Origin of the sequence: Streptomyces sp. NBC_01237, assembly GCF_035917275.1 — a bacterium.
Classification (GTDB): Bacteria; Actinomycetota; Actinomycetes; order Streptomycetales; family Streptomycetaceae; genus Streptomyces.
Genome location: NZ_CP108508.1, coordinates 2,609,298 through 2,629,744 on the forward strand (window position 1 = coordinate 2,609,298; position 20,447 = coordinate 2,629,744).

Sequence of the window (20,447 nt, forward strand, 5' to 3'; positions counted from 1 at the left end):
ACGGCGGCTGAGGCGCATTTTGTCCATGGGCGCTCCGCACGGGCCTCAGGGTGATCGTTATGCCTAACTCCTCTACGGATTACTCCACTTCCGGCTCTTCTTCCGCCAACTCCTCGCCGCAGCAGCCCTCTCGGCGTCAGGTGGTCGCCGGAGCGGCCGCCGGTACCGCCGCGCTGGCCGCGACCGCCGCGGGCGCCCCGCCCGCCGGTGCGGCCCCGGCCGGTGCCGTCACCGCCGCGGTGTCCGGGTCCGACTGGAGCACCTGCCTCACCGTGGCCCGCGCCATCCTGGTGCGGGACGAGAACGACAAGCCGCTGGTGCCCCGCTACCGGGAGGTGCTGCTGGGTGCGGGCCTGCCCCGGTCCGGCGGCACCCCCAAGAAGGTGCTGATCATCGGTGCCGGTCCGGCCGGGCTGACCGCGGCCCATCTGCTGCGCTCCGCCGGGCACACCGTCACCGTCATCGAGGCCAACGGCAACCGGGTCGGCGGCCGGATCAAGACCTTCCGGTCCGGCGGCCACGAGAAGTCCGAGGCGCCCTTCGCGGACCCGAAGCAGTACGCCGAGGCCGGCGCGATGCGCATCCCGGACAGCCACCCGCTGGTCACCGGGCTGATCGACAGTTTCGACCTGAAGCGCCGCCGCTTCCACCTCGTCGATGTGGACGGCGGCGGCCGGGTGGCCAACCGCACCTGGATCCATGTCAACGGCGTCCGGGTCCGGCGCGCCGACTACGCGAAGAAGCCCCGGGCGGTCAACCGCTCCTTCGGCGTGCCCGCGAAGTTCGAGAACACGCCCGCGTCCCAGATCGTGCGGGACGCCTTCGCCCCCGTACGGAAGAAGATCGACGGCAAGGAGGGGGCGGACCTCGTCAAGGGCTGGGCGGAGGTGATCCACGAGTACGGGCACTGGTCGATGTACCGCTTCCTGACCGAGGCCGCCAAGCTCGACGTGCGTACCGTCGACCTCATCGGCACGGTCGAGAACATGACCTCGCGGCTCCATCTCGCCTTCGTGCACAGCTTCATCGGGGCCTCGCTGATCAGCCCGGGCACCGCGTTCTTCGAACTCCCCGCCGGTACGGCCACGTTGGTCGACGCCATGTACGGACGGGTCAAGGACCTGGTGCGGCTGGACCGCCGGGTCACCCGGATCAGCCACGGGGCTGACGGGGTCAGTGTCGAGACGGTCTCCGAGGGGCGCGGCGGGACGGTCGAGCGGGAGACGTTCACCGGTGACCGGGCGATCGTCACCGTGCCGTTCTCCGGGCTGCGCCACATCCCGGTCCAGCCCGCGATGTCGTACGGAAAGCGCCGCGCGGTCACCGAGATCCACTACGACGCGGCGACCAAGGTCCTCCTCGAATTCAACCTGCGCTGGTGGGAGTTCGAGGAGAAGGACTGGAAGGAACAGCTCGACCGGGTCCGCCCGGGACTGTACGACGCCTACCGGCTCGGCCGGGCGCCCGCCGACGGTTCGCTGCTCGGTGCCCACCCCGCCGTACCGCCGGGCCATGTCCCGGACGGCCAGCGGGTGCACTACGCCGCCTGCCGGGCCACCGCCCGCAACCAGCCCGAGGCGGCCCATGTCTTCGGCGGCGGCTCGGTGACGGACAACGCCAACCGCTTCATGTTCCAGCCCTCCTACCCGGTGGGCGGCAGCCCCGGCGGCGTCGTCCTCGCCTCCTACAGCTGGGCCGACGACGCCCTGAAGTGGGACTCGCTGGAGGACGACGAGCGCTACCCGCGCGCCCTGGCCGGGATGCAGGAGGTCTACGGGCAGCGCATCGAGGTCTTCTACACGGGCGTCGGCCGCACCCAGTCATGGATGCGTGACCCGTACGCGTACGGCGAGGCGTCCGTCCTGCTGCCCGGCCAGCACACCGAGCTGTTCCCCGACGTCCGCACGCCCGAGGGTCCGTTGCACTTCGCGGGCTGCCACACGTCGATCAAGCCCGCCTGGATCGAGGGGGCGCTGGAGTCGGCGGTCCGCACGGCGCTGGAGGTCCACAGCGCCTGACCGGCTCCCGGACCGGGCGCGATCCGCGCTCAGGCGCCGTCGACCGGGTACGGGTGGGGCGCCGGGGCCGTCGCCGGGGCAGCGTTCGCCGCACGGCTCCCGGCGGCCCCGTCGCTCCCGGCAGCCCCGCCGACCCCTTCGGGCGCGACCAGGTCACGGGCCATCAGGGTGGCTCCGGCGACGGCACCCGGCATCAGGAACACGGCGACGAACGGGACCAGGAACGCGAGCGTCAGCGGAACGCCGAAGCCGAGCACCAGCATCCGGCGTCCGCGCAGCAGGGTCAGCCGGTCCTTCAGCACCATGCCGCGGCGCTGGAGTGCCACAGCGGTGAGTTCCTCGGACAGGAAGTAGCCGGAGACGCAGAAGCCGATGGCGGGGACGACGGTCTGTCCGAGGACCGGGATGAACCCGAGGGCGAAGAGGATGATTCCGTACAGGGCGACGCGCAGCAGGATGCGGAGGGAGTCGCGGGCGGAGATCCACAGTTCGCGCCAGAGCGGCAGACCCGACTCGGGGACCTCGCCGCCCTCGCTGCGGTCGACCTCCTCGGAGAGCGACTCGTAGAACGGCTGGCCGACCAGCAGGGTCACGGCGGTGAAGGTGATGACCGCCAGGAACAGGCCGAAGACGAAGACGAGGACGACGAGGGTGTTGCGCAGCAGGCCCAGCCAGGGTGAGGACCAGTCGTCGGCGAACGGGGTGGCCCAGGCGGCGAAGTCGTCGGCTCCGTAACCGAGTCCGATCAGCGCGCCCGCGTACACGATCAGGGTGACGAGTCCGGGCAGCAGCCCGAACCCGAACCATCGTCCGTGCCGGACAGCCCAGCGCTGCCCCTTCATCAAGTAGCCGAAACCCGCCCCGAGATCACTCATGGGCGTCAGGGTACTTGCGCCCCGGCACGGACGAGGGCCGCACCCCCGGTGACGACGAGGGCCGCACCCCCGGTGACGGGGATGCGGCCCTCGTGCGGGCGATCGGGCCGGGTCAGGCGACCGACAGCTCGACCTTGATGTTGCCGCGGGTCGCGTTCGAGTACGGGCAGACCTGGTGGGCCTTCTCGATGAGCGACTGGGCGGTGGCCTGGTCGACGTTCGGGATGGAGGCGCTGATCGCGACCTCCAGGCCGAAGCCACCGGCCTCGTTCTTGCCGATGCCGACCGACGCGGTCACGGTCGAGCCGGAGATGTCGGCCTTCTCCTGGCGGGCGACGACGCCCAGCGCGCCCTGGAAGCAGGCGCTGTATCCGGCCGCGAACAGCTGCTCCGGGTTGGTGCCGCTGCCGCTGCCGCCCATGGCCTTCGGCGGGTTGACGACGACGTCGAGGTTGCCGTCGTCGGAGGAGACGCGGCCGTCACGGCCGTTCTCCGCGGTGGCGACGGCGGTGTAGACGACGGCGATGTTCTGGATGGTCATGCTGAGGATTCCTCCTGCTGATGCGCCGCGACTCGCGCCCACGATCGCGACGGCCTGGGATGAGACTAACGGGTGCGCCGAGCGGACCGGATGCCGGTCAGGCGAGGGAAACGATCATCTTGCCGGTGTTCTCGCCGCGCAGCAGGCCGAGGAAGGCGTCGAAGCCGTGCTCGATGCCCGCGACGACGGTCTCGTCGTACTTCAGCTCGCCCGAGGCCAGCCAGCCGGCGACCTCCTTGACGAACTGGGGCTGGAGCGCGGCGTGATCGTTGACGAGCATGCCCTGGAGGCGCAGCCGCTTGCCGATGATCAGCGCCATGTTGCGCGGGCCGGGGACCGGCTCGGTCTCGTTGTACTGGGCGATCATTCCGCAGATGGTGGCGCGGCCGTGCACGTTGAACGAGGCGAGCGCGGCTTCCAGGTGCTCGCCGCCGACGTTGTCGAAGTAGACGTCGATGCCGTCGGGGGCGGCGGCCTGGAGCTGGTCCCGGACCGGGCCGCTCTTGTAGTTGAACGCGGCGTCGAAGCCGTACTCCTCGACCAGGAGCCTGACCTTCTCGTCGGAGCCCGCCGAGCCGATGACGCGCGAGGCGCCCTTGAGCCGTGCCAGCTGGCCGACCTGGCTGCCCACCGCACCCGCGGCGCCGGAGACGAAGACGGCGTCGCCCTCCTTGAAGGAGGCGACCTCGAACAGGCCGGCGTAGGCGGTCATACCGGTCATGCCGAGCACGCCGAGGTAGGCGGAGAGCGGGGCCAGGTCCGGGTCGACCTTCACGGCGTGCTCGGCGGGCACGTCGGCGTACTCGCGCCAGCCGAGGCCGTGCAGGACGTGGTCGCCGACGGCGATGCCCTCGGCGTTCGAGGCGATGACCTCGCCGACCGCGCCGCCGTCCATGGGGTGGTCGAGCTTGAAGGGCGGGGTGTACGACTTCACGTCGTTCATCCGGCCGCGCATGTACGGGTCGACCGAGAAGTACTTGTTGCGGACGAGTACGCGGCCCTCGGCCGGGGCGACGACCGAGACCTCACGCAGCGCGAAGTCCTCGGCCTTGGGCCAGCCGTGCGGGCGCGCGACCAGGTGCCATTCACGGCTGGACGTGGGAAGAGCTGCAGACATGGGCTCGGGGTCTCCTCTATGTCGTACGGAAGTGCCTCACGGACGGGAAGCTCCCGCCGGGCAAAAAAGCTTCATGACGTGAAACAACCATGCTCCTGAATATTTCATATTGTCAAGTAAATGGGTACGCTGGACATCATGGCCACCCGTACAGACCCCTTGACCCTTGAGGTCGTCGAGCTCATCGGCACCGTCGTGGCGCGCTACTACGAGGAGTACGACCGCGCCGCGGCAGCGCACTCGCTCACCGGGGCGCAGGCACGGGTGCTCGGGCTGCTCTCCCTGGAGCCGATGCCCATGCGGAAGATCGCCCAGAAGCTGAAGTGCGAGCCGTCGAACGTGACGGGGATCGTCGACCGGCTGGAGTCCCGTGAGCTGGTGGAGCGCAGGCCCGACCCGGCCGACCGTCGGGTGAAGCTGGCGGCTCCGACGGAGAAGGGCGCCCGCACGGCCCGGGAACTGCGTGATTCGCTGCACTTCGCCCGGGAGCCGCTGGCCGGCCTCTCGGACGCGGAGCGCACGGTGCTGCGGGACCTCCTGCGCCGGATGCTGGGCGAGGACCTGTAGGACGATCCCGCGATCCGGCCATCGCCCGGCGGTACGGCCATCGCCCGGCGGTACGGCCCGGAGCGCACGGCCCTCCGGGGTTCACGGGGCAGCCCTCGTCCGGCGCACGGGAGGATGGGTGGCATGACCGCTCCCGCCCCGTTCGGGCCCCTCCAGTTCCAGCTCGTCCTGCTGCGCCGGATGGCCGACCACCAGCCCGGTCTGGTCGAGGAGGCCCGACAGGAACTGAGCGCCTCCCTCGCCGATATGCGCGAGGCGAACCGCCACTGGCAGGCCATGGTGCGCGCTCCCCGGGGCGGCGCGTCCAGGGGGTCCCTGCGCCGCTACCGCTCCGTGCTCGGCGAGCCCGAGCTGACCCTGCCCCGGAGGATCGGCGACCTGGAGTGCGAGGCGCTGCTGTGGCCGGTGCCGCTCTGGCCCGGTCTGCGGTTCGAGGTGACGGCCGCGCCGGGCGGAGCCGTATGGAACGAGTGGCTGGTGCGCGCCCCCGGGACGGCGGGCCCCGAACCGCGTACCACCGCGGACCTGCTCCCGTGGTCGTGCACCGTGGAGGAGGTCGCGCGGGCGTTCGCCCCGGCCCGGCCGATGGAGGGCAGCGCGCCGACCCGGTGGGCGCTCGCGATCACCGACCCGGAGAGCGGACGGCCCTTCGTCGCCGAGTTCACCTGGGGGCTGTTCCAGCGGCTGCTCCCCGGCCGGCCCGGCTGACCCGGCCGAACCGCCGCTCCGGCCCGGAGCCCGCCCGGCGCGCACCCGGCGCCCACCTGGCGATCCGTCAGCTCCGTTCCCTCTTACGGCTCATCCCAGCGCGCGCCGGGACTCCCGGCGCGTCACGATGCGAAGAGAACCGGCTGCCGCCGGTGCCCCACATCAGCGCTCTCGGGAGAACCTGCCGTGACCGTCAGTCTTGAGCAGTTGCGCCGTTGCCATGTCGCCGTCGATCTCGGGGCCGCGAGGACCCGTGTGTACGTCAAAGGGCTCGGCCTCGTCGTGGACGAGCCGAGCGTCGCCGCCGTGAACACCCGTACCGGATCGCTGATCGCCGTCGGCGCGCTCGCCGAGCAGATGACCGGCCGCACACCCGCATACATCCGGGTGGTCCGCCCCGTCTCCGGCGGCACCGTCGTCGACATCGAGATGGCCCAGCGCATGCTGCGCCATCTGCTCGGCGAGAAGCTCCGCCGCCAGCTGCGCCGCAAGCCCCGGCTGCGCGCCGCCGCCTGCACCCCGCACGACAGCGATCCGCTGGCCCAGCGCGCCGCCGTGGAGACCCTGGTCGGGCTCGGCGCCCGGCGGGTGGAACTGGTCGACACCCTGATCGCGGCGGCCGTCGGCTGCGGACTGCCGGTCGAGCAGCCGACCGCCACCATGATCATGGTGTGCGGGGCCGCCACCACGCAGATCGCGGTGCTCTCGCTCGGCTCGATCGTGACCGCCGTCCGGATTCCGATCGGCGGCGACGCCATCGACCACGCGGTGATCCAGCATCTGCGCCAGCACCACGAGTTGATGCTGCCGAGCCAGTCCGTGCGCCCCTTGCAGCTGGCGCTCAGCGGCAACGGCCTCACCCCCGGGGGCCCCGCCCTGACCGAGATCCACGGCCGTGACGTGGCCACCGGCCTGGCCCGCTCCGTGCAGGTGGACACCGCCGCCGTGCGGCAGGCCATCCACACCCCGCTCACCGCGGTGCTCGACGGCCTGGGCAAGGTGCTCCGCGACTGCCCGCCCGACCTGGTGGCCGACCTCGCGGACCGGGGGATCATGATGGTGGGCGGCAGCGCACTGCTGCCCGGCCTGGACCAGATGCTGCGCGACGCGACCGGAATGCCGGTGCACATCGCCGAACGGCCGGACGTCTGCTCCGTGCTCGGTCTGGGAGCCATGCTGGACGGAAAGATCCAGCCGCTGGTCCTCAACCCGCTGGCGGGCTGAACGGCCCAGGGGGCGATGCGCATGACCGAAGAGCACGGACCGGCCGGAGCGGCGGACACGGCCGAGGAGCACGGGGAGGGCGGGGCGGGCGGCGGAACAGCCACCCGGCGGTCGGCGAAGCCCCGGCTCCCGATGCTGCTGGAGGCGGTCCTGAGCGTCGGCAGCGATCTCGAACTGCGCACCACGCTCCAGCAGATCGCCGAGACCGCCACCGCGCTGACCGAGGCGCGCTACGGGGCACTCGGCATCCTGGACCCCGAAGAGGGCCGGATCACCGAGCTGTACACGGCCGGTATGAGCGACGAGGAGCGGGAGCACATCGAGGGCTTCCCCGACGGCCGGTCGGGCATCCTCGGCGTTCTGATCGAGGACCCGCAGCCCCTGCGTTCCGACGACCTGACCACGGACCCGCGGGCGGCGGGACTGCCGCCGGGACACCCCCCGATGCGCTCCTTCCTCGGCGCGCCGATCCGGGTGCACACCCAGGTGTTCGGCAACCTCTATCTCGCCGAGAAGCGCTCCGGGCACTTCACCGACACGGACATGGCGCTGCTGCGGGTCCTCGCCTCCCAGGCCGGGATCGCGATCGGCAACGCCCGGCTCTACGAGACCGCCCGGCAGCGGGAGCGCTGGATCGAGGGGGCCGCCGCCGTCACCACGGCCCTGCTGACCGGCACGAACGCCTCCGACGCCCTGATGACCGTCGCCGAACGGGCCAGGGTGCTCGCCGGCGCGTCGGCCGGGGTGGTCCTCCAGCCGACCGACGAGGGCGGGATGGAGATCGTGGCCGCCTCCACGCTGGACGACCCGGCGGGCATCGTGGGGACGACCATCGAGCCCGGCTCCCCCGTCCTGGTGCAGCTGCTGGGCGGCGAGCCGGTCTTCATCGCCGACTCGGCGACCGACCCCCGGATGACCACCGAGGTACGGTCCCGGTTCGGGCCCAGCATGATGCTGCCGTTGCAGAGCGGCGGCCGGCTCATCGGCACACTGGCGCTGCCCCGGCGGCGCGGCGAGCACCCGTACACGGCCGTGGACCGGCTGCTGGCCTCGCAGTTCGCCTCGCAGGCGGCGCTGGCGCTGGTGATGGCGGACGCCCAGCACAACCGGGAGCAGCTCGCGGTGTACGAGGACCGCGACCGGATCGCCCGGGATCTGCACGATCTGGTCGTCCAGCGGCTCTTCGCGACCGAGATGATGCTGGAGTCGACCCGCCGCCGGGCCGCCACCGGGGAGACCGACGAGCTCCTCGGCAAGGCGGTGGACGAGCTGGACTCCACCATCCAGGAGGTCCGGACGACGATCTTCGCCCTCCAGCAGCCGCCCGCGGAGGTCCCCGCCACCTTCCGCGGCCGGGTGCTGCGGGAGACCGGTGGGGCGGCGGCCGTGCTCGGCTTCCAGCCCTCGGTGCACTTCACGGGGGCGGTGGACGCGCTCGTGCGCGAACCGGCGGACCAGGAACTGCTGACCGCCCTGCGCGGTGCGCTGGCCGCCGCGCACCGCAGGGCCGGGGTGTCGGCCATCGAGGTGGAGGTGGACGCGACGGCCCGGCTGCCCGACGGGCGGAGCGCGGTACGGCTGGTCGTCGCGGACGACGGGCGCGACGAGGACGGCAACCGGTCGACGACGGTGACCTGGCAGGCGCCGCTCTGAGACCCGGCGGTGCGGGGGCGGGCGCTGGTGCGGCTGTGCGGGCCGGGTGCCGGGACCGCTGCCGAGCCGGGGCCGCTCCCGCACCTCCCGGACGACCGGGGGCCGGGACGACGGACACGGACAGCGGGGCCGGCTAGTGGGACGGTGCCGCTCTCAGCGCGATCCTGGTGTTGGAGTGCGCCACACCCGCGTCCCGTTTGAGCCGTCGCAGCAGTGTGTCCAGGGAGCCGGGGTCGGCGGCCGTGGCGCGTACGAGGTAGTCGTGCCCGCCCGTCACATGCACCACCTCGGTGATGCCGGGCAGCATCAGCACGGAGCGCTCGAACTCCTCGTTCGTCGTGTCGAGGCGCAGGCTCACGTCGATGAAGACGACCAGGCCGGAGCGGGTGTCGGCGGCCGGGTCGACGATGACGGTGAAGCCGCGGATGACTCCGTCGCGGCGCATACGGCGCACCCGGTCGCCCGCGGCGTTGGCGCTGAGCCCGACGCGTACGCCCAGATCCCGGTACGAGATCCGCGCGTCTTCCTGGAGAATGCCGAGGATTTCCCTGTCCAGCCGGTCCATGCCGCGATTCTCGCAGCCCGCGCCGATCGGCGACGGGGCTCGTGGAGCCCGCGGGGCCCTCGGTGCCGGTGGGAGCGGGGGCGGGCACGGGTCCGGAGCGGCGGCGGTCGTGGGGCCATTGGGGTGTCCGGTGCGGGGTGCGCCCCGCATGGAGCAACCCAGCGGGCCCGACGCTCCCCCACGTCCTTGACTTGACCCGTGGATACAGCCGTCAAGCAGTCCCCCGCACCGGCCGGCCGGCAGTCCTCGGCCGCGTACCGCAATCTGGCCGTGGCCACGATCGGTTTCGCGCTGACCTTCTGGGCGTGGAACCTGATCGCCCCGATGTCCGGCGACTACAAGGAACGGCTCGGGCTCAGCTCGTTCCAGCAGTCGTTCCTGGTGGCCGTGCCCGTGATCGTCGGTTCGCTCGGGCGTATCCCGGTGGGTGCGCTCACCGACAAGTACGGCGCCAAGCTGATGTTCCCGGTCGTCTCGGCGCTCACGATCGTGCCCGTGCTGCTGCTGATCCCGGCGAAGAACTCGTACGGGGCGATGCTCGCCGTCGGCTTTCTGCTGGGACTCGGCGGCACCACGTTCGCGATCGGCATTCCGCTGGTCAACTCGTGGTTCCCACCCGCCGACCGGGGCCTGGCGCTCGGTGTGTTCGGGATGGGAATGGGCGGCGTGGCGCTGTCGGGCTACTTCACCCCGCGCATCGCCGACCACGGGGACAACCTGCCGTTCCTGGTCGTCGCGGCGGCGCTGGCGGTGTACGCGGTTCTCGCCGCCGTCCTGGTCAGCGACCGGCCCGACCGGCAGATCCCGACCGACACACTGGCCCACCGGCTCGGCGAGGCCGGGCGGCTGCGGGTCACCTGGGAGCTGTCGGCGCTGTACGCGATCGGCTTCGGCGGCATCGTGGCCTTCGGGGTGTATCTGCCGACGTATCTGAAGACCTGGTACGACATGTCGCCGACCGAGGCCGGCACCAAAGCGGCCGGGTTCGCTCTCGTCACGGTCGTCTTCCGGCCGATCGGCGGCTGGCTCTCGGACCGGATCCACCCGGCACTGGTCACCTCGGTGGCGCTGCTGGTCGCCGCACTGATGGCGATCGTCCAGGCGTTCGACCCGGATCTGATGCCGGTCGGCACGATCGCGCTGCTCGTCATGGCGGCCGGGCTCGGCACGTCGAGCGGCAGTATCTTCGCCCTGGTCTCGCAGGTGACGCCCCAGCCGAAGGTGGGCAGCGTGACCGGCATCGTCGGCGCGATGGGCGGACTCGGCGGCTTCGTGCCGCCGCTGGTCATGGGCGCGATCTTCACCGCCAAGGACTCGTACTCGATCGGATTCATGCTGCTGTCCGATCTGGCGCTGGCGGGCAGTGTGTACGCGTACGGCCGGATGCGGAACATCGAGCGCGACGGCTGAGTCCGCGGCCCCCGCGGGCGGAGAACGGCAGCGTCCCCGCCGGGACGCTGCCGTTCGTCGTGGGGGCGGTCAGCGTGCGGCGGGAGCCGCCGCGCGCCGCTGGGTGAACTGCTTCACCCAGTAGGCCGTCCGGTCCAGGTAGGCCGTCTCGGCGGCTGCCCCGGTCTTCCCGTACGCGCCGTCGAAGGTCTGGTAGCCGTGTCCGGCGGGCGGGGTGCTCGACGCCGGTTCGATCGAGCTGCCCTCGTGCCATTCGTTGAAGGAGGTGACGGAGACCCAGGTGGGCGATCCGCCGATGGCCGGGTCGAGCGCGTTGCTCCACTCCAGGTCGTAGGAGGCACCGTTCTTCCGGCCCAGGGTGGGTGTGGTGTTGCCGGGCACGGCACGGTCGTCGATGTATCCGGGTGCCACCGAGGGCGCCCAGACCAGGCCGTTGGCCTTGGCGTAGTCCCCCGCCTGCTTCCAGCCGGGGGCGGTGGCTCCGGCGATGCCGTCGTAGGTGTAGATCCCCCCGAAGTGGGCGACCTTGGTGGTGTCGGTGGTCTGGGCGAGGACGACGGCGCTGTCGCGGACGGCGTCCAGGGCCGACCAGTCCTGGATCTTCAGGCTCTCGAAGATGTAGAACGCCGGGCGGTTCCCGTGCGCGGCGTCCCGGTAGTAGGCGGGATGACTGCCGTACTTCCCGTTCAGATAGGCGATGTCGTCGACCACGGAGGCCGCCGTCCGGCCGCTGTACGGCTCGATGTGCCAGGCGACCTCGATCCCGTGGCGGGCCGCGGCGTCCAGTACCCGCCCTGCGAGCGAGTCCTCGTAACCCCCCTGTCCCCACCAGCTGTAGACGAGGACACCGGCGCCCGACCGCTCGATCCACTTCATGTGCTGCTCGACGGCGCCTGCGACATCACCGGAGTCGTACGGGCCGAGCTTCGGGTAGAGGTCGGCGCCGATGCCCTCCGGCGGGGTCTGCCCGCCCTGCTGCCAGTGGCGCCAGCTGCCGTACGTGCCGGGGTTGCCGTACCAGGGGTAGTAGAAGAGGTGCACATCGGACGAGCCCTTCACCTTCGGCGCCTCGGTGCCCAGGGTGAAGCTGTCGATGTCGAAGAGGGCGCCCGTTCCCCCGGTGAACCTGAGGAACAGGGGGCCCGAGCCGGTGGCGGTGAGGGAGGCGGTCACCTCCGTGAAGGTCTCCCAGCCGCCGGTCGGGGCGACGGCCACCGATCCGAGCAGCTGCCCGGTGGCCGAACCGGAGCGCACCTCGACGGTGCCGCCCGCCCCGGCCGAGGAGACCCTCGCGGTGAAGGAGGCGGCCCCGGCCGTGTCGACCGAGGCGTAGCCCGCCCAGTCGCCGTGGTCGATGTACCCGAGCGTGGCACCGCCGCCCGCCCCGGCGTGCCCGGCGCTCTGCACGCCGGACGCGGAGGTGTACGCCTCCGCCTCCACGCTCCGGCCACCGGGGCCCGGGGTGCCGGGGCCGCAGTCGGCCGGCACCGCCCCGGCGGCGTACTGGATTCCGCCGAGGAGCAGTTTCCGGAAGGCCGGGTCGCTGTAGGACTCGACGGTGTGGCCGAGGCCGGTGTAGAAGGACCGGCCCCGCTGCTGCGGGTGGCACCAGGTGATGGGGTGGTCCCCGCCCATCTCGCCGCCGGTGTAGCTGCTTTCGTCCAGGCTCTGCAGCACATGGACGTCCTGGCGGGGATTGGTGCGGTAGTTGTACCACTCGTCGGTCCGGGTCCAGACGTCCTGGAGGTGCGAGGTCGCCGGGTGGGCGTGGTCCTCGGTGACGACTCTCGCCTGCTGGATCGCCGGGTGGCTCTTGAAGCGGGCGCCGACGAGGTTCTCGTACGCCGGCCAGTCGTACTCCGTGTCGGCCGCCGCGTGCACGCCGACGAATCCGCCGCCGCTGTCGACGTAGGCGGAGAGCGCGTCCTGCTGCGCGGTGTTCAGGACGTCGCCGGTGGTGCTGAGGAAGACCACCGCCTCGTACCCGGCGAGATTCTGCGGGGTGAAGGCGCCGGCGTCCTCGGTGGCCCGGACGGTGAAGCCGTCCGACGCGCCGAGCTGCTGGATCGCGGTGATGCCCGCCGGGATCGAGTCGTGCCGGAATCCGGCGGTCCTGGAGAAGACCAGCACGTCGTACGGGTCGGCGGCCCCGGCGGCTCCCGCCGGGGCGGAGGCGGCCCCGGCGGCAGCCGTCGGCGCGGGGGCCAGCAGGGCGGCGCCGAGGGTCAGGGTGGCGGCGCAGGCGATCCGGCGTGCGTGGCGGGCCAGTTGGCGTCTCATGAGCCGGTCATCCTTCCGTCTCGAAGGTGAAGGCATCGACATCGAACAGATTCCCCTGGCCCGTCACGCCCTTGAAGACGAGGAAGAGTTTCGTGGATCCGGCGGGCGCGTTGTTCACGCCCGCCGAGACGTCCCTGAACGTCTCCCAGCCGCCGGTGGGTGTGACGGCGAGGGTGGCCAGCAGCGTGCCGGTGGCCGAGCCCGCGCGCAGTTCGATCGTGCCGCCGGGTCCCGCCGACGAGACCCTGGCCGAGACGCGGCTCGCGTTGCCCAGGGCGTACGGCTCGAAGGAGACCCAGTCACCGTTGTCGGTGAAGCCGACGGTGGCGCCGCCCTCGGCGGGTCCGTGCTGGGCGACCTCGATGCCGGACCGGGCCGCGAAGTGCTCGGCCTGCCGGTGGCGGGGCTGGAGGATGCTGTCGCTGTGGGTGGTCAGTCCGCCCGCGTCGGTGTACTCGGCGTCGAAGACCCCGTAGATGTTGGCGGCGCTGTCGTGCTCACCGTCGACGGGCACGTCGATGGTGCCGGAGCAGCCGTTCTTCGAGGTGATCTGGTGGCGGTGGCTGTCGTGGCCGAGGAGATAGGTGACCTTGACCTTCGCGCAGTCGACGGTGCCGTCCTCCGGGTCGGTGGCCGTGACGGTGAAGGGCACGGAGTCGCCGAAGGAGAAGAGCGCGCCGTCCGCGGGGATCTTCAGGGTGACGGTGGGGGCGGTGTTGCCCGCCGTCACGACGAGGCTGGCCGTCGCGGTGAGCCCTTCCGGGTCGGTGACGGTCAGGGTCGGGCGGTAGGTTCCGGCGGTGGTGTACGTGTGGTGCGGTGCGGCCTCGGTCGAGGTGGCTCCGTCACCGAAGTCCCAGGCGTGGCGCAGTGCTCCGCCCTCGGGGTCCGTGCTCCCGGCCGACGAGAAGGCGACGGCGAGCGGGAGGGGGCCGGAGGTGCGGTCCGCGGCGGCTCGGGCGACCGGTGAGCGGTTGCTGCCGGCCAGGTACTCGACGCGGTACAGCGCCTGGTTGCCGGATCCGGTGCCGTAGTCCAGGACGTACAGCGCACCGTCCGGGCCGAACGCGGAGTCGATGACCTGGGTCCCGGTCCAGGGGAAGGTCTCGATCACCCCGGGCGATCCGTCGGACTTCACCTCGATCGGCTTGATCCATTTGCGGCCGTACTCGGCGGCGAAGAAGCGGCCGTCGAGCGAGGAGGGGAACTTCACGGACGAGTCGAGGTTCGCGTCGTAGCGGTAGACGGGACCCGCCATCGGCGATTCGGAGCCGCCGCCGAACTCCGGCGGGGAGCCCGCGTCACCGCCGTACTTGATCCAGGCGGGCTTCACCGCGGGGAGCTTCGGCAGTCCGGTGTTGCGGAAGGAGTTGTTCGCCGGGCCGCCCGCGCAGTCGTACTTCGCACCGGCCGGGCCGCTGGGGAATGTGTACTCGCCGTACGTCTCCGAGGCCGTGTTCGAACCCGTGCAGTAGGGCCAGCCGAAGTTTCCGGGACCGGTGACACGGTCGAACTCCACCTGGCCGCTGGGGCCGCGGGCGGCGTCGGTGGTGCCCGCGTCAGGTCCGTAGTCCCCGATGTACACGGTGCCGGTCGGCTTGTCGACGGACATCCGGAAGGGGTTGCGGAAGCCCATGGCGTAGATCTCCGGCCGGGTCCGCGCGGTGCCGGGGGCGAAGAGGTTGCCCGCCGGGACGGTGTAGCCGCCGGCCGCGGTGGGCTTGATCCGCAGGAGCTTCCCGCGCAGGTCGTTGGTGTTGCCGGAGGAGCGCTGGGCGTCGAACTGCGGGTTGCGCTGGGTGCGTTCGTCGATCGGCGCGTATCCGGCGGACTCGAACGGGTTGGTGTCGTCGCCGGTGGTCAGATAGAGGTTCCCGGTGGCGTCGAAGTCGATGTCGCCGCCGACGTGGCAGCACTGGCCGCGGTCGTTGGGGACTTCGAGGACGACCTTCTCGCTGGCCTTGTCCAGCGTGCCGTCGGTCTTCAGCGTGAACCGGGAGAGGTTGAGGTGACCCTTCCACGGTTCGAAGTCGGCGGCGGTCCCGGTGACGGGGGCGTCGCCCGCCGGTGTGCTCAGTTTGGGTGAGTAGTACAGGTACAGATAGCGGTTGTTCGCGAAGTCCGGGTCGGCCGCGACTCCTTGCAGCCCTTCCTCGTCGTGCGTGTAGACATCGAGCTTGGCGGCGGTCCTCGTGGCTCCGGAGGCGTCGGTCAGCCGGACCGTGCCGTCCCGGGCGGTGTGCACGACGGACTTGTCCGGGAGGACGGCGAGGGACATGGCCTCACCCAGTTCGTCCGGTCCCAGGGCGAGTTGGACCTGCTGGTAGTCGGCGGCGGGGATGTCGGCCGGGGCCTGGATCGCGGCGGGGGCGGCGGGCTCGGCCATCGCGGTACCGGCGGCGAGGCCGCCGGTGGCCACCAGGGTGAGGGCGATGACCGCTCTGGACCACAGCGAGGGGGACAAAGGCATGAACGCTTTCCTTCCTGACGGTGCGTGGGGTTGTCAGGCAAGGCGCTGTCGCGCTTTGCGACGTGCGGGTGCGGCCGGGCGGCGGGGGAGCAACAGCCAGGTTTTTTCCGCCTGTCCGCAACGAGATGCTCGACCGGAGTGAACTTTTTGCATGCTGGCAACGCGGAATTAATTTGTCAATGCTGTATCCAAATCTCCGCCGGATGCCCCGTGCAGCCATTCGCGCCCTGCTTCGGAGCCCTTCGGGGACGGCCCGGGACCGGTTCGGGGGCGGTCCATGATCGGTTCGGGGGCGGTCCGGGACCGGCGGCCGAGGGGCGGCCCGGCGGACGCAAGCGCTTCGACGATCCGGGGCCCTCCCGCCGCCCTCGGCCCGCCCGCCGAACGCAGTCGGGCGCTTCGGCCACGCGGCGCGGCACCGTGGTTGTCCACGCGCGCCCGCCGGGGACGACGGGACAGCCCTTAGGGTTCGCAGGGTGATGTCACTTCTTCCCGCACTCCAGGACGTGTCCGGCCCGCACGCCGCACGCGAAGCCGTCCGGTTCGACGAAGACTCCCTGTCCTACGCACAGTTGAGTGCCGCCGCCGACGCGCTCGCGGGCCGGATCACCGGCGCGGGCCGGGTCGCGGTATGGGCCACGCCCACCGCGCGGACCGTGGTCGCGGTGGTGGCCGCACTGCGGGCGGGGGTGCCCGCGGTACCGCTGAACCCGAAGACGGGCGAACGGGAGCTGGCGCACATCGTCGCCGACAGCGCGCCCTCGATGGTGCTGGCCTCGGCCGCCGACGTACTGCCGCCCGCGCTGGCCGCACTGGAGCGGCTGGATGTGAGCACGGAGGCGGGCCCGGCCGGCTCCGCGTTCCCCGAGCCCTCCCCCGAGTCCCCCGCGCTGATCGTCTACACCTCCGGCACCACGGGTCCGCCCAAGGGCGCGGTCCTCCCCCGGCGGGCGATCGCCGCCTCGCTGGACGCGCTGGAGGACGCCTGGCAGTGGACCGCCGACGACGTTCTCGTACACGCCCTGCCCCTGTTCCATGTGCACGGTCTGATCCTGGGCGTCCTCGGCCCGCTGCGCCGGGGCGGTTCGGTACGCCATCTCGGCAGGTTCTCCACCGAGGGCGTGGCCCGGGAGCTGGCGGCGGGAGGCACGATGTTGTTCGGTGTGCCGACGATGTACCACCGGCTGGCGGAAGCGCTTGCCGACCCGTCCGCGTCCGGCGGCCTCGCGCAGGCGCTCGCCGGCGCCCGGCTGCTGGTGTCCGGTTCGGCCGCGCTGCCGGTCCATGACCACGAGCGGATCGCGGCCGCGACCGGCCGCCGGGTGATCGAGCGGTACGGCATGACGGAGACCCTGATGAACACGGGCGTCCGGGCGGACGGCGAACCGCGCCCCGGCACGGTCGGCCCGCCGCTGCCAGGCGTCGAACTCCGGCTGACCGAGGAGGACGGCACCGTGCTCGACGACCCCGCGGCCATCGGCGAGATCCAGGTCCGCGGCCCGAACCTCTTCACCGGCTACCTCAACCGCCCCGACGCCACGGCCGCGGCGCACACGGAGGACGGCTGGTTCCGTACGGGCGACATGGCCACCCTGGACCCGGACGGCTATGTCCGGATCGTCGGACGCAAGGGCACCGACCTGATCAAGAGCGGCGGCTACAAGATCGGCGCGGGGGAGATCGAGAACGCCCTGCTGGAGCACCCGGGCGTCCGAGAGGCCGCCGTCACCGGCGAACCGGACCCGGACCTCGGCGAGCGGATCGTCGCCTGGGTGGTGCCGTCCGACCCCGGATCACCCCCGTCGGAAAGGGAGTTGGCGGACCATGTGGCCGCCCAGCTGGCCCCGCACAAGCGCCCGCGCACGGTGCGCTACCTGGACGCCCTGCCCCGCAACGACCTGGGCAAGATCATGAAGAGGTCGCTCCATGTCTAGCCGCATGACGGCCCGCGAGGCCCTCGCCGCCGTCACCGCCGACTTCGACGAGCACCGCCCGCCCGAGCGCCCCGCCCCGGCCGACGGACCGCTCGCCTGGTCCGGGTACGGGCAGGCACGGGCCCGCGCCGCCGCGCGCACCGGCGAGGAGGAGTCCGTCGTCCACGGCACCGGCACGGTCGGCGGACGGCCGTGCGCGCTGGTCTCCTTCGAGTTCGGCTTCCTGGGCGGCTCGTTGGGGCAGTCCACCGGGGACCGGCTGGAGGCCGCGTACGCGCTGGCGCTGGAGCGGCGCGTTCCGCTGGTCGCCCTCGTCGCGACGGGCGGCAGCCGGATGCAGGAGGGCATGGTCGCGCTGACCCAGCTCCAGCGGGTGGCCCGCGCCTCGGCCCGGCTGCGCGCCGCCGGACTGCCGCAGATCGCGGTGGTGCGCGATCCCACGACCGGCGGCGGCTGGGCCACGGTGGGCGCGGGCGCCGATGTGGTGCTGGCGCTGCCGGGCGCGCAGGTCGGATTCGCCGGGTCCCGGGTGCGGCCCGCCGACGCGGACCCGTACGCGTACACCGCCGAGGGTCAGCTGGCCGCGGGTCAGATCGACGCGGTCGTCGCGCCGGGCGAGCTGGCCGGGACGGTGGCCCGCTGGCTGCTCGCGCTCGGGCCGCACGACGCCCTGCCCGCAGCGCCGGTGCCGCGCGCGCTCGCGGCCACCGGTCTCCCGGAGACCGGGCGGGACGCCGTGGAGCAGGCCCGCGCGGCGGGGCGGCCGCACGCCGGGGCGTATCTGGAGGACTACTTCGACCATCTGCTGCCGCTCGTCGGCGACCGGTGCGGCGGCACGGACGCGGGGCTGCTGTGCGGCTTCGGGCTGCGCGCGGACCGGCCGGTCGCGTACGTCGCCCAGTGCGGCACCCCGACCCGCCCGGCCGGGTACCGCACGGCGGCCCGGGTGATCCGGCTCGCGGACCGGCTCGGCGTCCCCGTCCTCACCCTGATCGACACCCCGGGAGCGGCGAACGATGCCGAGGCGGAACGGGCGGGCGCGGGCGCGGCCATCGCCGACACCTTCGCGGCGATCGCGGCGGCCCGGGTACCGGTGACCACCCTGGTGATCGGCGAGGGCGGCTCGGGCGGCGCGCTGGCCCTCGCGGCTCCGGACAACACCCATGTCACACCGGACAGTTACTTCTCCGTCATCGCCCCCGAACTGGCGGCGGCCATCCTGAAGCGCCCGGCGGCCGAGACCGGCGCGACGGCCGACCAGCTGCGGCTGCGCCCGCAGGACCTGGTCGAACTGGGCATCGCACGCTCGATCGTGGGCACGGAGGAGACGGCGTGACCACGGCGTGACGGCCGCACCCTCCGCATCGCACGCTCGATCGTGGGCACGGAGGAGACGGCGTGACCACGGCGTGATGGCCGCGCCCTTCGCGCCTCACCGCCCACCCGGCCCCTCCCCCGCCTCCTGCCGACGGCATGGCCCGGGGGCGTCACCGGGCCCGCCGGATGCCGTCGGAGACGATGCAGGGAGGCCCGGCCACTGCCCGGCCCCGGTGCGTTCCCGTGCCGTCCACCCACACCGAGATCTCCGCGGCGGCCCGGCGGACGGCGGCTTCCGGGTCTAGGGCCGCGGGTCCCGCGCGTCGTAGCGGAGGAAGCCGCGCCACCGCAGCGCCAGCAGGGAGACCGCGACCACGCAGGCGGCACCGCCGCCGGTGACGGCCACGGCCGGGGAGGTCAGATCCGCGACCGATCCGGCCAGGAAGTCCCCGAGCCGCGGCCCGCCCGCCACGACGACGATGAAGACGCCCTGGAGGCGTCCGCGCATCTCGTCCGGCACCGCCGCCTGGAGCATGGTGCTGCGGAAGACCATGGAGATCGTGTCGGCGCACCCGGCGAGCGCGAGGAGGACCAGCCCGAGCCAGAGCTGCCGGGTCAGCCCGAAGACTGCGATGGCGGAGCCCCAGCAGGCGACGGCCGCCACGACCGCGAGCCCGTGCCGCCTGATCCGCCCGAGCCAGCCGGAGAACACGCCGCCCAGCAGCGCCCCGAGCGCCGGAGCGGCGACCAGCAGCCCGGTGGTCTTCGCGTCACCGCCGTACCAGACCACGGCGACCACCGGGAACAGCGCCCGCGGGTGGGCGAGCACCATGGCGCACAGGTCGGTGAAGAACGTCATCCGCAGATTGGGCCGGGTCCCGAGGAAGCGCAGCCCGTCCAGCACGGAAGCCCGCTTCTTCACCGCCCCTTCGCCCTCCTCGCCCCGGTCCGGGAGCATCGAGGGCAGCCGCCACATCGCGTACAGGGAGGCGGTGAAGGTGATGGCGTCGACGGTGTACGCGGCCCGGTAGCCCCACCAGCCGACGATCAGCCCGCCCAGCATCGGGCCGACGAGCGCCCCGGTCGTGCTGGTCATGGAGCTGAGCGCGTTGGCGGCGGGAAGCTGCTCGGCCGGGAGCAGCCGGGCGATCATCGAAGTGCGGGCCGGTGAGTTGAGCGCGAAGCAGACGGCCTGGAGGGCGACGACCGCGTACAGCAGTCCCACCCGCTCCACCCCGGCGACCGTCACGGCCATCAGCCCCACGGACAGCAGGAACGACCCGGAGGCGCTGAAGAGCCCGAGCCTGCGCCGGTCGACGGTGTCGGCGACGGCCCCGCCGTACAGCCCGAACACGACGAGCGGCACGAGTGAACAGAACCCGATGAGTCCGACCGAGAAGGCGGACCCGGTGATGTCGTAGACCTGGAGCGACACGGCGAGCGCCGTCATGCCCTGCCCGATCCAGGACACCGTGTTCCCGAACCACAGCCGCCGGTAGTCGGGCGACGTACGCAGCGGCGTCAGGTCGGCGAATATGCGCGTGCGGTGTACAGGTTCTTCGGTCGATTCGGTCACAGGCGATGGTAGCGACCACCCCACCGGGGACCACCCCGCCCCAAAGCCATCCCTTCGCAGGCCCCCACGGCGAAGGGCCGTACCGCGAAGGGCCGTACCGCGACGGGCCGTTCCACGAAGACCCCTCGGCGAAGGCCGGGGCAGCGGTCCGCCGAGCCGAGCGGCGGTCGGTGTTCCGGCGGCCCCTCTCGG

15 protein-coding genes are annotated in these 20,447 nt (G+C 72.4%); 8 read left to right on the plus strand and 7 right to left on the minus strand.

Annotated elements, in window-relative coordinates; all coding sequences use genetic code 11:
* The first annotated feature begins 59 nt into the window (after positions 1 to 59).
* Positions 60 to 2,018: a flavin monoamine oxidase family protein gene (locus tag OG251_RS11625; protein WP_326677093.1), complete on the plus strand. Its 1,959-nt coding sequence runs from the start codon at positions 60 to 62 to the stop codon at positions 2,016 to 2,018.
* Between the two features lie 29 nt (positions 2,019 to 2,047).
* On the opposite strand, the gene OG251_RS11630 is transcribed toward OG251_RS11625, so the two are convergent.
* From OG251_RS11630 to OG251_RS11640, 3 genes are all read right to left on the minus strand, one after another.
* Positions 2,048 to 2,893 (minus strand): EI24 domain-containing protein, encoded by an 846-nt coding sequence (locus OG251_RS11630; RefSeq protein WP_326677094.1) that lies wholly within the window; start codon positions 2,891 to 2,893, stop codon positions 2,048 to 2,050.
* Positions 2,894 to 3,005: 112 nt separating this feature from the next.
* Positions 3,006 to 3,434, minus strand: a complete 429-nt coding sequence (locus OG251_RS11635; RefSeq protein WP_326677095.1) for an organic hydroperoxide resistance protein — start codon at positions 3,432 to 3,434, stop codon at positions 3,006 to 3,008.
* 97 nt (positions 3,435 to 3,531) lie between these two features.
* The gene (locus OG251_RS11640) at positions 3,532 to 4,551 is read right to left on the minus strand and encodes an NADP-dependent oxidoreductase (protein ID WP_326677096.1); all 1,020 of its coding nucleotides are present in this window, start codon (positions 4,549 to 4,551) and stop codon (positions 3,532 to 3,534) included.
* Between the two features lie 138 nt (positions 4,552 to 4,689).
* Between OG251_RS11640 and OG251_RS11645 the strand changes: the two genes are divergently transcribed.
* The 4 genes from OG251_RS11645 to OG251_RS11660 all read left to right on the plus strand — a co-directional run bounded on the left by OG251_RS11645 (position 4,690) and on the right by OG251_RS11660 (position 8,703).
* On the plus strand, positions 4,690 to 5,118 hold the full coding sequence (locus OG251_RS11645; RefSeq protein WP_326677097.1) for a MarR family winged helix-turn-helix transcriptional regulator: 429 nt from the start codon (positions 4,690 to 4,692) through the stop codon (positions 5,116 to 5,118).
* Positions 5,119 to 5,241: 123 nt separating this feature from the next.
* On the plus strand, positions 5,242 to 5,826 hold the full coding sequence (locus OG251_RS11650) for a hypothetical protein (protein ID WP_326677098.1): 585 nt from the start codon (positions 5,242 to 5,244) through the stop codon (positions 5,824 to 5,826).
* A 186-nt stretch (positions 5,827 to 6,012) separates the two neighbouring features.
* A complete protein-coding gene (locus OG251_RS11655; RefSeq protein WP_073724642.1) occupies positions 6,013 to 7,050 on the plus strand; it encodes a rod shape-determining protein in 1,038 nt (345 codons plus the stop codon).
* Between the two features lie 21 nt (positions 7,051 to 7,071).
* Positions 7,072 to 8,703, plus strand: coding sequence for a GAF domain-containing sensor histidine kinase (locus OG251_RS11660; RefSeq protein ID WP_442818322.1), 1,632 nt, complete (start codon positions 7,072 to 7,074; stop codon positions 8,701 to 8,703).
* A 133-nt stretch (positions 8,704 to 8,836) separates the two neighbouring features.
* On the opposite strand, the gene OG251_RS11665 is transcribed toward OG251_RS11660, so the two are convergent.
* Positions 8,837 to 9,268 (minus strand): Lrp/AsnC family transcriptional regulator, encoded by a 432-nt coding sequence (locus OG251_RS11665; RefSeq protein WP_073724640.1) that lies wholly within the window; start codon positions 9,266 to 9,268, stop codon positions 8,837 to 8,839.
* A gap of 198 nt (positions 9,269 to 9,466) precedes the next feature.
* On the opposite strand from OG251_RS11665, the gene OG251_RS11670 reads away from it, so the two are divergent.
* Positions 9,467 to 10,678: an MFS transporter gene (locus OG251_RS11670; protein ID WP_326677099.1), complete on the plus strand. Its 1,212-nt coding sequence runs from the start codon at positions 9,467 to 9,469 to the stop codon at positions 10,676 to 10,678.
* Positions 10,679 to 10,747: 69 nt separating this feature from the next.
* On the opposite strand, the gene OG251_RS11675 is transcribed toward OG251_RS11670, so the two are convergent.
* Both OG251_RS11675 and OG251_RS11680 read right to left on the minus strand, forming a co-directional pair.
* On the minus strand, positions 10,748 to 12,958 hold the full coding sequence (locus OG251_RS11675) for a ThuA domain-containing protein (protein ID WP_326677100.1): 2,211 nt from the start codon (positions 12,956 to 12,958) through the stop codon (positions 10,748 to 10,750).
* Positions 12,959 to 12,965: 7 nt separating this feature from the next.
* Entirely contained in the window at positions 12,966 to 15,428 is a 2,463-nt protein-coding gene (locus tag OG251_RS11680; RefSeq protein ID WP_326677101.1) for a PQQ-dependent sugar dehydrogenase, read from the minus strand.
* 479 nt (positions 15,429 to 15,907) lie between these two features.
* On the opposite strand from OG251_RS11680, the gene OG251_RS11685 reads away from it, so the two are divergent.
* The gene (locus OG251_RS11685) at positions 15,908 to 17,362 is read left to right on the plus strand and encodes an acyl-CoA synthetase (protein ID WP_326681227.1); all 1,455 of its coding nucleotides are present in this window, start codon (positions 15,908 to 15,910) and stop codon (positions 17,360 to 17,362) included.
* Entirely contained in the window at positions 17,355 to 18,698 is a 1,344-nt protein-coding gene (locus OG251_RS11690; RefSeq protein ID WP_326677102.1) for a carboxyl transferase domain-containing protein, read from the plus strand. The genes OG251_RS11685 and OG251_RS11690 overlap by 8 nt, the downstream gene beginning before the upstream one ends.
* A 282-nt stretch (positions 18,699 to 18,980) precedes the next feature.
* Here the strand turns inward: OG251_RS11690 and OG251_RS11695 are convergent, their stop codons facing one another.
* Positions 18,981 to 20,255: an MFS transporter gene (locus OG251_RS11695; protein ID WP_326677103.1), complete on the minus strand. Its 1,275-nt coding sequence runs from the start codon at positions 20,253 to 20,255 to the stop codon at positions 18,981 to 18,983.
* Positions 20,256 to 20,447: the final 192 nt, after the last annotated feature.

Excerpts from the sequence above, each read along its gene's own strand:
- OG251_RS11625 (WP_326677093.1), top strand. The coding sequence starts at position 60 with ATGCCTAACTCCTCTACGGATTACTCCACTTCCGGCTCTTCTTCCGCC.
- OG251_RS11630 (WP_326677094.1), bottom strand. The coding sequence starts at position 2,893 with ATGAGTGATCTCGGGGCGGGTTTCGGCTACTTGATGAAGGGGCAGCGC.
- OG251_RS11635 (WP_326677095.1), bottom strand. The coding sequence starts at position 3,434 with ATGACCATCCAGAACATCGCCGTCGTCTACACCGCCGTCGCCACCGCG.
- OG251_RS11640 (WP_326677096.1), bottom strand. The coding sequence starts at position 4,551 with ATGTCTGCAGCTCTTCCCACGTCCAGCCGTGAATGGCACCTGGTCGCG.
- OG251_RS11645 (WP_326677097.1), top strand. The coding sequence starts at position 4,690 with ATGGCCACCCGTACAGACCCCTTGACCCTTGAGGTCGTCGAGCTCATC.
- OG251_RS11650 (WP_326677098.1), top strand. The coding sequence starts at position 5,242 with ATGACCGCTCCCGCCCCGTTCGGGCCCCTCCAGTTCCAGCTCGTCCTG.
- OG251_RS11660 (WP_442818322.1), top strand. The coding sequence starts at position 7,072 with ATGACCGAAGAGCACGGACCGGCCGGAGCGGCGGACACGGCCGAGGAG.
- OG251_RS11665 (WP_073724640.1), bottom strand. The coding sequence starts at position 9,268 with ATGGACCGGCTGGACAGGGAAATCCTCGGCATTCTCCAGGAAGACGCG.
- OG251_RS11675 (WP_326677100.1), bottom strand. The coding sequence starts at position 12,958 with ATGAGACGCCAACTGGCCCGCCACGCACGCCGGATCGCCTGCGCCGCC.
- OG251_RS11680 (WP_326677101.1), bottom strand. The coding sequence starts at position 15,428 with ATGCCTTTGTCCCCCTCGCTGTGGTCCAGAGCGGTCATCGCCCTCACC.
- OG251_RS11685 (WP_326681227.1), top strand. The coding sequence starts at position 15,908 with ATGTCACTTCTTCCCGCACTCCAGGACGTGTCCGGCCCGCACGCCGCA.
- OG251_RS11690 (WP_326677102.1), top strand. The coding sequence starts at position 17,355 with ATGTCTAGCCGCATGACGGCCCGCGAGGCCCTCGCCGCCGTCACCGCC.